At 38.1% G+C, this 11,544-nt stretch carries 11 protein-coding genes and 1 pseudogene; 4 read left to right on the forward strand and 8 right to left on the reverse strand.

The features are described 5' to 3' along the window. Positions 1-12: 12 nt before the first annotated feature. The 7 genes and pseudogenes from OQZ33_RS24640 to OQZ33_RS23475 form a co-directional block, all read right to left on the reverse strand. Positions 13-1,112 (reverse strand): annotated as a pseudogene (locus tag OQZ33_RS24640) (alkene reductase). Positions 1,113-1,114: 2 nt separating this feature from the next. Continuing rightward, positions 1,115-2,326, reverse strand: coding sequence for an aspartyl protease family protein (locus OQZ33_RS23450; RefSeq protein ID WP_265801959.1), 1,212 nt, complete (start codon positions 2,324-2,326; stop codon positions 1,115-1,117). A gap of 10 nt (positions 2,327-2,336) precedes the next feature. Beyond that, the gene (locus OQZ33_RS23455; RefSeq protein ID WP_265801960.1) at positions 2,337-3,350 is read right to left on the reverse strand and encodes a zinc-binding alcohol dehydrogenase family protein; all 1,014 of its coding nucleotides are present in this window, start codon (positions 3,348-3,350) and stop codon (positions 2,337-2,339) included. Beyond that, complete coding sequence (locus OQZ33_RS23460; RefSeq protein ID WP_265801961.1) at positions 3,347-3,658, reverse strand: DoxX family membrane protein; 312 nt, start codon at positions 3,656-3,658, stop codon at positions 3,347-3,349. Before OQZ33_RS23460 ends, OQZ33_RS23455 begins: the two co-directional genes overlap by 4 nt. A 98-nt stretch (positions 3,659-3,756) precedes the next feature. Beyond that, positions 3,757-4,056: a putative quinol monooxygenase gene (locus tag OQZ33_RS23465; RefSeq protein ID WP_265801962.1), complete on the reverse strand. Its 300-nt coding sequence runs from the start codon at positions 4,054-4,056 to the stop codon at positions 3,757-3,759. Between the two features lie 51 nt (positions 4,057-4,107). Continuing rightward, complete coding sequence (budA, locus tag OQZ33_RS23470; protein WP_265801963.1) at positions 4,108-4,878, reverse strand: acetolactate decarboxylase; 771 nt, start codon at positions 4,876-4,878, stop codon at positions 4,108-4,110. A gap of 30 nt (positions 4,879-4,908) precedes the next feature. Next, positions 4,909-5,874, reverse strand: coding sequence for a polysaccharide deacetylase family protein (locus OQZ33_RS23475; protein WP_265801964.1), 966 nt, complete (start codon positions 5,872-5,874; stop codon positions 4,909-4,911). Positions 5,875-5,969: 95 nt separating this feature from the next. Here OQZ33_RS23475 and OQZ33_RS23480 point away from each other — a divergent pair, with 95 nt between their 5' ends. Next, positions 5,970-6,818 carry an AraC family transcriptional regulator gene (locus OQZ33_RS23480; RefSeq protein WP_265801965.1) on the forward strand — a complete coding sequence of 283 codons (849 nt, stop codon included), beginning with the start codon at positions 5,970-5,972 and terminating at the stop codon, positions 6,816-6,818. 298 nt (positions 6,819-7,116) lie between these two features. Then, positions 7,117-8,484 carry a hypothetical protein gene (locus OQZ33_RS23485; RefSeq protein ID WP_265801966.1) on the forward strand — a complete coding sequence of 456 codons (1,368 nt, stop codon included), beginning with the start codon at positions 7,117-7,119 and terminating at the stop codon, positions 8,482-8,484. 290 nt (positions 8,485-8,774) lie between these two features. Here OQZ33_RS23485 and OQZ33_RS23490 read toward each other — a convergent pair whose 3' ends face one another. Further along, positions 8,775-9,350 carry a GrpB family protein gene (locus tag OQZ33_RS23490; RefSeq protein ID WP_265801967.1) on the reverse strand — a complete coding sequence of 192 codons (576 nt, stop codon included), beginning with the start codon at positions 9,348-9,350 and terminating at the stop codon, positions 8,775-8,777. 353 nt (positions 9,351-9,703) lie between these two features. Between OQZ33_RS23490 and OQZ33_RS23495 the strand changes: the two genes are divergently transcribed. Both OQZ33_RS23495 and OQZ33_RS23500 read left to right on the forward strand, forming a co-directional pair. Beyond that, entirely contained in the window at positions 9,704-10,657 is a 954-nt protein-coding gene (locus OQZ33_RS23495) for a DUF6624 domain-containing protein (RefSeq protein ID WP_265801968.1), read from the forward strand. Positions 10,658-10,841: 184 nt separating this feature from the next. Then, on the forward strand, positions 10,842-11,544 hold a 703-nt coding region (locus OQZ33_RS23500), incomplete at its 3' end, for a hypothetical protein (RefSeq protein WP_265801969.1).

Below are 11,544 nucleotides of genomic sequence, written 5' to 3' on the forward strand. Positions count from 1 at the left end.
ATAGAACTTAGTCTAAAGGAAAGTAAAATCCGTGTATCCTCTGGCATCTCCCCCGCCAAATAAAGTGTGGTTATCTGATATTTCATTTAGCGGAGCATTCAACTTTACCCGATTGGGATAGTCAGGATTGGAGAGAAATTTTCTTCCGAAACCAATGAGGTCTACTAAATTTTCTTGCAACAATTGCTCGCCCTCCTCTGGTGTTTTATTGCCAGTGGCAATAATTGTATGTTCAAAACTAACCCTCAACTTTTTTCTAAAATCCAATGGTATAGTTGGTGCATCTGCCCAATCTGCTTCGCACAAATGGATATAAGCGATGTCCAGGTTATTAAGCTCTTTAGCTGCAATCATTATGGTATCCAGAATTTCGGGATCGTTCATATCCTTGAAGCTAATAAACGGAGAAAGACGAACGCCTGTTTTTTCATTACCTATCTCATCTACAACAGCTTTTGTAATTTCCATCAGTAATCTGATTCTTTTTTCTTTGTTTCCGCCGTATTCATCGGTACGTCGGTTACTATTGCTCCGCAAAAACTGGTCTAACAGATAACCGTTGGCACCATGAATTTCTACTCCATCGAAACCGGCCTTTATGGCATTTTTGCGCCTTGCACAAACTCTGCCACAACTGTTGCAATGTCCTCCCTGGTCATTTCCCTCGGTTCATCCACAGGTACAAATGTTGCATCACCGCTAGGCGCACCATCAAAAATATACACGGAGGTTTCTTTGGCGGTAATTGCAGATGGAGCGATAGGTTGTAGGCCATTTACCTTTGCAGACGATACCCGGCCTACATGCCACAGCTGCAAGAATATTTTGCTTCCGGCCTGGTGAACTGCTCCGGTGGTCAGTTTCCACCCTTCAATTTGTTCCTGGGAATAAATGCCGGGTGTTTTGGCATAACCCATTCCCTGCATAGAAACCTGCGTTGCTTCGGTGATAATGATGCCTGCACTTGCTCGTTGAGCATAATATTCGGCCATCAAAGCGTTAGGCACATCACCGGGCTGGCTGGCTCTGCTGCGTGTCATCGGAGCCATTAAAAACCTGTTTTTCAAGTCTAAATTTCCTAATCTATAAGAGCTGAAAATTTTTTCCATCATTATTAATTATAAATGTTCTCTACTGGTTTGAGTTTAATAATTTTGTTGTCGGCAGTTGTAATACCTATTTCCTTGTTATTGATCAACTTATCTAATTGATAGGCTCTTAAATCTAAATTACCTTCAAATTCGCTCGCTGGTTTACCGTCAATTGCTTTTACCACATCGTCAACCCTTAAATTTAGGTACTTTTGGGTATTGGCATTGTGTGCTTTGAGGACAATCCGAAGTTCACCATCCACCTTGATAATAACAAAGCCATAATTTTTATCGGGCATTGGGTTAATAGCACTTTCTCTTTTCAATAATATAATTTCGGAAGTACTGAAATTGATGATCGGATTGTATTTTCTAAAAAATCGGTTACCAAACCTTGCGCCCCTATCGTTCGAAGAAAGTGAGATTTCGAAAGGGAAATCGAATTTCTGACCATTGTGCAGGCTATAATCAAATCCCGTAACGGCATATATGGTATCCATCTTTGCCATACCGCCCATCGAAGCACCACCGATACCGTAGGAAGGGCTTTTTAAATTTTTTGAAAACAATTGCCTTGCGCCGATCGAAACGCCAAGGTCATCGCTGTTCATACCAAAATCTATCTCTGCCGGTGCGGTATAACCATTCACTCGTAGTTCGATGTTCATTTGGTTATTAGGATCCAGTTGAAAAGGCAGCATTTTGCCCTCGCCTTCAAACGGCTTTTCTGAAACTACCACATAATTTTCGTCGAAGTTGAACTTCCAGTTTAATTTTTTAATGGCCGAAGCGCCCAAAATACCCTTTACATTGCTCGACTGGCCGAAGAAGGCACTCATATCGGTACCTAAAAATGGCGAGTTATTAATAGCCGTTTTACCAAAACGCATTACATCTGCTATCTTAAGCTCGAAGTTCACCTTATTGTTTACGGCATCTTGAGCGGTCAGCGTATCAACATCCGGCATTGCTTTCAATTTGTAATTTGGTGCCAGCGATTGCTCTATTGCCGAGAAAGAAAAGCCGTTGTCCCAAAGAAAATCATTCTCGATACCGTTCACCGTAACCTTTAGTAAAATATAATCATTCCAAATTTTGATGGGAATGGTATCGTTGATCACGGGTTTAACCAGTTCGCCGAGGTTGGCCAATTTATTTTGTACCGGCTTATCTTGTGCGTTTAAAAGGGTTGCTAAAAATAGCAGCGTGGCAAAAATCACTGATCTTTTTTTCATTTTTTTGCACTTAGTATTTGATGACCAGTTTTCCGATCGTGGTGCCGCTTTCCAGCAAACGATGCGCTTCTTTCAAATTTTTGGCCGTTAAACCGGTTAATATACTGTTTTGCGTTGAAGAAATTTTTCCTTCATCAAGCCATCTTGCCACCGTGTTAAGGATGTGATGCTGGCTTTCCATGTCCTCTGTCTGGAGCATCGACCGGGTGAACATCAACTCCCAATGAAAACTCACACTTTTGCCTTTCAGCTGGCGCAAGTTTACAGGTTGTGTAGGATCGCTGATGGAACCGATCTGGCCTTGTGGTTTTATGAGTTGCACAAAAGCATCCCAGTACTGGTTAACATCGACAAAATCTGCAATGAAATCCACCTGATCAAAACCAATGGCTTTCATTTCCTCCACCAGGTTTTTGTGGTTGATCACAAAATCTGCTCCCTGCTTTTTGCACCAGCTTACCGAATTTTCTCTTGATGCGGTAGCGATTACGCTTAGCCCTAAAATGTTTTTTGCAATTTGGATCGCCACAGAGCCTACGCCACCCGCACCGCCAATGATCAGGATAGATTTGCCTTTATCTCTGTCCGCACTCAAACGCATCCTGTCGAAAAACAATTCATAGGCGGTAAGTGAAGTTAAGGGCATAGCGGCGGCGGCAGTGGCATCAATAGATTTTGGCGCAAAACCTACAATGCGCTCATCCACCAACTGATATTCTTGGTTAGAGCCAGTTTTTGTGATATCGCCAGCATAAAACACCTTATCTCCTTTTTTAAACAATGATGTGTTTTCACCAACTTCTTCTACCGTTCCCGCGGCATCCCAACCGATCACTTTCGGAGTTTCCTCCACCTTGTCTTTTAAACTTCCCTGGCGAATTTTATAATCTACCGGGTTTACTGAAACGGCTTCGATTTTTACCAGGATATTTCTTCCTGTCGCTACAGGTTTTTCGGTTTCAAATTCGATGAAACTATGTTGTTCGCCCACTGGAAGCGATGTTTTAAATCCTATTGCTTTCATTTTAAATTATTTTTATCTAGTGAATAAATGTTGTCTTGTTGTTTGGCGATTAAAAAATAGAACATAAAGGCATAAACCATTTGCATGCCCATTGCTTCCCAGTTTTCGATGGTTCTGCTGCCAAAAAGCAGCGTAATAATTAACGTGGCTCCTGCAAAATTTGCCCACCTGGTTTTAAAGCCAACAATCAGCATTGAACCGATAATCAGTTCTACGAAGGGTAATGTATGGCCAAATAATTGCACTAAAGGTTTTGGCAGCCAGCTTTGCTCAAAGTTCTTAACCATACCTGCTGCAAATGTTTGCATCGTTGGTATGCGTGCCAAAGCCGTGACCGAAAAGGTTAACGCCCATTGACATGCGTAAGAAAAAATAGGCGATTTTATGCAGTTCCATTGTATAAATTCTAATGCGAAACCTGGTTCAGCTTGATGAGTTGGATGGGTTCGTCCATCAAATCATCCATCCGTTTTGCGAAGGTTTGAAAATGTGTAGTTTGTGTATGAAACCCAAAAGCTGCTTCATCCTGAAATGCCTCCTGCATATAAAATGTTCCCGAATTGGCATCATCTTCAAAGAGCATGTATGTTAAACATCCCTTTTCACTGCGGGTAGGATCTATCAGTCGCAGTAATGCCGAATGCAGCTCGTCACGCTTACCAGCTTTAGCCTTTAATATTGCGATGCTTGTGAAAGTATTTGTCATTTTATGTTGCGTTTAATTTGAGTAATTACATTAGTTCGAACTAAAACTGATTTAATAGGACTTTTGCGCCTCCATTTTTTTCCACTTTTGTTGGTAGCCCTCATTTTGTACTGATGGAAGTACGATTTTGTAATCCTCCTTCTCATCGAGCTGCACTTCAATCTTTGCATTGGCTTTAAAACTTCCGCTAATTAAGTGGCCTCCATACGTTCTGTCATCGCTAATAAAATGAAAATGAAACGGAGAAAGATCTACACCACCAATAAATGGAGGGCAATAAAACCCAATGATGGTCCCTGTTTTTTGTGAGGTTTTATAGAGGGGTCTGGAGGGCATAAATTCAGCAATTCCTTTGGTTTCATGAGGTTTTACTCTACTTGCGCCACCGGTAACAACGGTATCAAATGTTAAGTGGATGCGGATGGCATAAAAATGATTGGCCGACGGTAGCGCTTGCGAAATTGCATTTTGCAGTTCCTCAAAATCCTTTACATTTGACAAGGCAATAAGCGTATCTTGCTGAAAAAACGTAACCGACGCAAAGGGAATTTGTCTTTCTGGCGAAGCTTGTTCTATTTTACCGTTGCTTGCGACCCGATAAAAAACACCGTCCAGAGCGATCAATTCGCCATCCAGCAAATTGTAGGTGCCAAGCCCAAAATCGCCTTTGTCTTTAATTTCGCCAATGGCCATATTACCGCTGTAAACGGCATTGCGCATCGCCTCCATTGTCGAGTAGTGAAAAACCTCATCTTGTTGCTGCGCAAACACAACATCAGAACCCAGACAAATGCATAAAGCGACTAAAATAAACGATCTCATAATATTGGAATTTTCAATTAGATAAGCTGATTAGTTATTGAATTTTGCTTCGCTGTTATCTTGTAGGGTATTCGCCTCGTTAATCACCATTTTGGCAATATCATCTTTTCGCATATATACTATGCCCGTTTTTTCATGGGTATATTTGATAAATTCATCCATAGCATGTACCATTGCAGGTGTACCACCAATACGGTCATGGAAACTAATGCTCATCATTCTTCTTTTGGTAGCGCCTTCTTCATAAAGCTGATCAAATTCGTGTTTCAGTTGCGACAAGAACTGATCAGGGCTCCAGTGGTTACCAGCAACTTGCACAATATCATTGTTGCGAAGCGTGTAAGGCATTACCACGAAATTTTTTCCCTTTACCTTGGTTACGAAAGGCTCGTCTCTGCTCAAATCATCAATGTGGTAGATGAAACCAAGTTCTTGCAGCACTTTCAGCGTGTTCGGACTTCTGCGTAACCAATTGCAATTGTAACCTACTGCCCGTTGTCCGCTAATTTTCTCTACCGCATCAACGCCATCTTTTACGAACTTCAGTTCGTCGGCAGAGCTTTTATTCCATTGGTCGTCCCAGGCCATACCGTGTGCAGCCAATTCGTGGCCTTCGTTGGCTAATCGTTTTGCAATTTCAGGATATTTCATCGCAGCAGCACCAACCACGTGGGAAGTAACTTTGATGTCGTATTTTTTCCAGAGATCCATCATCCTGCCCAGACCTTCGTTGGCGCCATAGCGGTACCAGCTTTCGGCAGGTAGATCGGGCTGTCCTTTGGGTAATGGGGTTCCGGAAAAGGGGCTTTCGGCACCTTCAGGCTGTCCGCCGGTTTCAAACTGCATCGATACCGAGATCACCAACTGTGCACCGTTGGGCCAATGGCTTTTGGTAGCTGTCTCTTTTGTTTTCGATGGATCCGTTTTTTCGTTATTACAAGAAACCAATACCGATAATGTTAAAATGGCAAGTATTATAGATTTTAATGCTTTCATTGAATTGCTGTCTTAAATTTATAATACAAAATTAAGGTCAAAGCAGGCAGGTACTGTTGTAAAAATAAATCTTAATTTTGTAAAAATCCACTGACATGAACAAGATCATTAACTTCAGGTCTTTCAATGTTTTTATTCTTGAAAAAGAGCATTGGGACTATGGCTACCACAGCCATAATTTTTATGAACTGATCCTAATTGAGGTAGGCAAAGGGACACACCGCCTGAACGAAATTGATTCTCCATACAAAAAGGGAGATGTGTTTTTATTGACACCAGCAGATAAGCACGAATTTTCTATCGAAGAGAAAACAAAATTTCTCTATATCAAATTTACTGAGGACTTTTTAACGGAACTATTGGTATTGAAACATGATAAAATGTGGAAGGACACTCTAATGTTGAGTTTATTGGCCGGCAGTCAGTTTTCGAAGGTATCGCTTATCAATTCTAACGAAGAGGGAGACTACGTTTTTCAGTTATCAAAAATGTTATTGTATGAATTCACTAGCCATCTTTCCTACAATCAGGTGATCATTGCTAACTTGTTTTCTTCGTTGCTGGTGCTTCTGGTACGTAATATGAATAAGATAGAAGGCCGGGATCAATGGGTTATGCAGGATGGGGAAAAAATTGAAAACATTCTGGCCTATATCCGCGTAAATGCCTTGGATAAACAAAAGATGAAAATACAGACGCTTGCGGACCAGTTTCTGATATCGCCAAACTACATCAGTTTTTTTGTGAAGAAGAATACGGGGTTATCTATACAGAGCCATATCATCCAATACAAAATGAAGCTGTCCGAAAAACTATTGAGACAGAGTAAACTTTCAATAAACGAGATATCTTTGAAACTCGGCTTTAATGACGCAAGCCACCTCAATAAAATTTTTAAAAAGTATTATGGTAAGTCTCCACTTCAGTTTAGATCTCTGCGGTAAAGAAATTCGCCCCTATGGACGTTAAACTATGATAACAGGCATATTTCAACATCTCCCCATAAAAGTTGACCTTCGTTTCTGTCCCTAAATTTACAAACAACAACTGTTAACTTATATATCCAGATCAGAATTAATATATACATAATTAGATCAAGGTGAAACTGTCTCAAAAAACGAAGATTGGTTGATTGAAGCTATGACAAATGTCCGGAGATATTGCTTAGGCAAATATTAGATAATCAAAAATAATGGATCTTTGCAGCTTGATGATTAACTTACCTTTAAATTCAATTGCTCCATGGCTTTTTACAACTCCTTGCTTAACCAGTGTCATAAAATACCGGAAAATGGCTTCAGTATCTATCTGACCAAAATCGTATTAGCAAAAAACAACAACCAGATTACCGGAACCGGCCACCTTTACCAAAAGGATGGCCAATTTATTATGGAACTGATGAACGCTGACCCCCCTTCCGAGGTCGAACAAACGATTAATCTTTTTTCTGACTATGGATACGTAACTGGCTTAAGTGAATACCGAAATACCGAAAACTCCTTGTATAAAATGGAAGCAGTTGATAGTGATGGTCACCACTATCGCTGTGCTCATGTAGATCCAGGAAGTAATGTTAGATTGATTTCTTATACCTGTAAATTTCGGTCGAAACTTCGATTCTATTCGGTGAGTGGCCTTAATATTGAAAAAAGTAGCACAAGCGTGTTATTAAAAAACAAATACACCTTCGCTTCAAATAGGAAAGAATTTCAACAGGTTGTCTTGCGATCACTAATAGATGAAGCTGGAGATTGGAAAAATATTTGGGAAATAAAGATGGAGACTTTAACGGTTAAACTTCACGAAAGAAGGCCTAATATACTGCTAGAGTTGTTCAGTAATACCTCAGTTAAGGATGATGACTTGAAAAAAGTTCTCGATACTTTGAATTTTGTAATGGGTGAGGAACATAATCAATATTATGCGATCTATTTTGGCGAGCAAAATAGTTTTGAAGTTGTAATCCCCGTCGATCATAAATTTTCAGGTCAAACAATGCTAACTGAACCATACCGGAAGTCAACTTATTATGGAGACGAAGACAAGTTTAATGCAACTCTATTTAATAGTTACTATAATTACTTAGTGCTTAACCCCGAAACGCTACTTCCCAAAATCCATAAGAGAGTAATGGATGCTGGAACGGGCTACTATTTTAGATATGGTCTGGTACTGTCGGTAGCTATAGAAAGCTTACTAGTGAAACTTTACCCAAAGAATCCAGAGCCTATAGATGAAGTCGTATTGTCGGATATTGGATTTCTTAGAAAAGAATTGCGGAACTTGAAAACCGAAGACATAAAATTGAAGCTTACAAACTTCCTAAACGGCCTTACTGACACGAGTAAATATAATCCTGGAATGATGTTGAGACACCTTGAACAACAAGGTTTGATTGGGAAAGGAAGCTTAAAAAGTTGGCAAAAACTTCGACATACCTATGCTCATGGAGCCGATTACAATGATGATCTTTCTGTCGCCATTAATCTTGTGCAACATAATCTAACCTTATATTATGAACTCATTTTTAATGTCATCGGATATACTGGTAGATATGCAAGTTACTCAGTTGAAAATGGAAATGAATTTAAGAATTATCCCATAAATTAACTAAAGTTTGGCTTTTCAAATAGAATGTGATGATAAATAATTTGTATCAAAAAACGAACTTATAATTTGCTATTATATATTATCATTAGTCATTATCAAAAACTAAAATTAAATTTGATTAATGAAATGAGTTTATGATAATATAGGAAAAAAGCGGAGTACTTTAGGACGATAGTAGGCGACTTTGCTTACTATAATATTCAAGCTTTACCTTCCGAAACTTATTAAATAACCAGGGAATAATGATAACCTATCTTCTGTCTTTTTATCCTTCTGCAAGTTAAACACCGCTATAAATCCAGTAAACTCTTATCAGTGATTTCCTTTACAAAGTCAGTTTTAGCAATTCTGTATGCTACCCTCTCATGTTTGTATTTATTCGCCAAGGATTTTTTAAGCTCTTCATAACGCTGTGCTACTTCTGGGTGTTTAATCAAATAGTCTCTGAAGTAGATTCTGTTCCATAAACTATGACTTTCAGGTGCCGCATGGATATGATAAGTTTGTTGCTTTGGGTTTTCAGGGTCATATCCTTTGATAAATACCATATGAGTATTGGTACCTTCATTTTGCCAATTAAAGTCATAGCCAATTTTTTGCATTTGTTCAATAATCCTATGGCTTAAGTTGTCCTCAAATTCAACCGCCAACAGAATGTCTATTGTATTTTTGGAGGATAGCCCCGGTACGGAAGTACTACCGAAGTGTTCAATTCTAGAAAATAAAGAAGGATTTACATTTTTTTCAATTAGTTGTTTTTCTTCTTCATAAAGTTTAGGCCAGTTAGAATCATATGGACTGATTTCAATAGGGAATAGCTGTCCAATTTCTTCTTTTGTAAAATCGCTGAGTGCTTTCTTTTTCATTTTTGGAAAGTAGCTAAAAAATTTGTTTAAAAACAAATCATCCAATTTTCATGCAAGCTCGAAGACAGAATTTTATCGCTTTCAATTTTCCAAAAAACAGTGGATTTTTGATAGGTTGAGGGATTTGTAATTAAATTTTTCGTCTCAAAAAACGAACTAATTATAAAAATATACACGCATGTAAGTACAAAAAGCTTACAAAATGTAAAAGTCCTTTCGATGATCTTTAATTTTCATAATTTAGAAATATATTTAAAGCAAAAAGTTACGCATATACAACAGGTTTTGGTTGTATATGTGCAATTAAGTTGCACATATATGTAAGTTAGCAGAAATTTAAAATGACATTCAAAATGAAACTATTTACAACGACACTATTGCTTTTTATTTGTTCATTTAGCTTTGGACAGACTTACAAATCTATTGTTGCTGAAGCAGATGCTCTTTACAAGAACAAAGAATATAAAAAATCAGTTGAAAACTATAAGCAAGCGTTCAAACTAGAACAAAAAAGTGATATTGATTTTTATAATGCAGGCTGTTCAGCCTCATTATTGGGTGATAAAAAATTAGCTTTTAAGTGGTTAAACCTTGCCTTAATAAATGGTTGGTCTAATGTTAGCCATTTAAAAATAGATACCGACTTAACATCATTGCACTCAGACAAAAGATGGAACAACCTTGTTTCAGATATGCAATCAGTTGTAGATAAGAGAGAAGCAAATTACGACAAACCTCTTCAGGCGAAATTATTAACAATTTTCCAAGATGACCAACCCATAAGACTACAATACATTTCAGCACAGAAAGAGTTTGGACACCAAAGTAAACAAGTTGATAGTTTGGGTAGAATTATGATGCATAAAGACAGTGCTAATCTGATTAAAGTCACTGAAATTTTGGATAAATATGGCTGGGTTGGTGCTGACAAAGTTGGTGTTCAGGCAAATCAAACATTGTTTTTGGTAATTCAACATTCAGATTTAAAAACACAACAAAAATATCTTCCAATGATGAAAGAAGCAGTAAAAATTGGAAATGCAAATGGAAGCGCATTGGCATTAATGGAAGACAGAGTGGCACTTGGAGAAGGGAAAAGGCAAATCTACGGAAGTCAAATTGGTTACGATAAAGAAAAGTCTAAAAGTTATATCTTACCGCTTGACGACCCAGATAATGTTGATAAACGAAGAGCAGAAGTTGGACTTGGTTTACTTGCTGATTATGTTAAACGTTGGGAGATTATTTGGAATGTTGAAGAATACAAAAGACAACTTCCAGAACTTGAACAAAAACGACAAAAATAAACTTCTGCTAAACGCAAATTTGTGCAAAAATGGCTGACGGTAGTTTACGTTAATTCATTCGTTAATTATTTAGTTCAGTGCGGTGCGACAATGGTTCTGCAAGCAATGCCATTTCTGCACAAATTTTCAAAACGTTATAGCCAATGGTAGGACGACCTTGCCACCGAAAACAAACACAAAAGAAATGACATTAAAAGAAGCTGTATTAAAAAGTTTAGAAGACATAAATAACGTAACAAATTATTTAGCCGTTCTTAATCATATTCTTGACAAAAAATATTATGACTTTAACGTTTCAAAAACGCCAGGTTCGACAATTTCAGCAGTCCTTGGCGACTTTATTCGTAATGGCGACACAAGAGTGAAACGTATTAAACAAGCCGGAGGAACTTACTCTTACTACTTGACAAAGAACGAGCAAAATATTGATGTCGCGGTTTTGAGTGGCGACAACGAAGTTGTGACAATAAAACCAGCAAAAACAACTAAATCAAGAATTTACGAAGAGAGAGATTTACACAAACTCTTAAGTAGTTATTTAAAAAATACTGACACTTACTCAAAGACAATTTTTCACGAACAATCAAATGGAAAGGACAACAACCAAATCTGGACACATCCAGATATGGTTGGAATTAAATTTTTGAATTTACAGACTAAAGCAAGTCAAAACTTCTTAAAATCCATAAATCGTGTTGACACTTTCAAAATCAGTTCATACGAACTTAAAAGGGAAATTAACAGCGACAGCGAACTTAAAAAAGCATTTTTTCAAGCCGTTTCAAATTCAAGTTGGGCAAACTATGGTTATTTAGTTGCTTTTGAATTTAGCGACAGTTTGAACGAAGAAATGGCAAGACTAAATCAATCCTTCGGAATTGGTATTA

The sequence above is a fragment of the Pedobacter sp. MC2016-05 genome (assembly GCF_026239735.1).
Taxonomy (GTDB): Bacteria; Bacteroidota; Bacteroidia; order Sphingobacteriales; family Sphingobacteriaceae; genus Pedobacter.

Coding starts and splice junctions, on each gene's coding strand:
- OQZ33_RS23450 (WP_265801959.1), bottom strand. CDS start 2,326: ATGAAAAAAAGATCAGTGATTTTTGCCACGCTGCTATTTTTAGCAACC.
- OQZ33_RS23455 (WP_265801960.1), bottom strand. CDS start 3,350: ATGAAAGCAATAGGATTTAAAACATCGCTTCCAGTGGGCGAACAACAT.
- OQZ33_RS23460 (WP_265801961.1), bottom strand. CDS start 3,658: ATGCAAACATTTGCAGCAGGTATGGTTAAGAACTTTGAGCAAAGCTGG.
- OQZ33_RS23465 (WP_265801962.1), bottom strand. CDS start 4,056: ATGACAAATACTTTCACAAGCATCGCAATATTAAAGGCTAAAGCTGGT.
- budA (WP_265801963.1), bottom strand. CDS start 4,878: ATGAGATCGTTTATTTTAGTCGCTTTATGCATTTGTCTGGGTTCTGAT.
- OQZ33_RS23475 (WP_265801964.1), bottom strand. CDS start 5,874: ATGAAAGCATTAAAATCTATAATACTTGCCATTTTAACATTATCGGTA.
- OQZ33_RS23480 (WP_265801965.1), top strand. CDS start 5,970: ATGAACAAGATCATTAACTTCAGGTCTTTCAATGTTTTTATTCTTGAA.
- OQZ33_RS23485 (WP_265801966.1), top strand. CDS start 7,117: ATGGCTTTTTACAACTCCTTGCTTAACCAGTGTCATAAAATACCGGAA.
- OQZ33_RS23490 (WP_265801967.1), bottom strand. CDS start 9,350: ATGAAAAAGAAAGCACTCAGCGATTTTACAAAAGAAGAAATTGGACAG.
- OQZ33_RS23495 (WP_265801968.1), top strand. CDS start 9,704: ATGAAACTATTTACAACGACACTATTGCTTTTTATTTGTTCATTTAGC.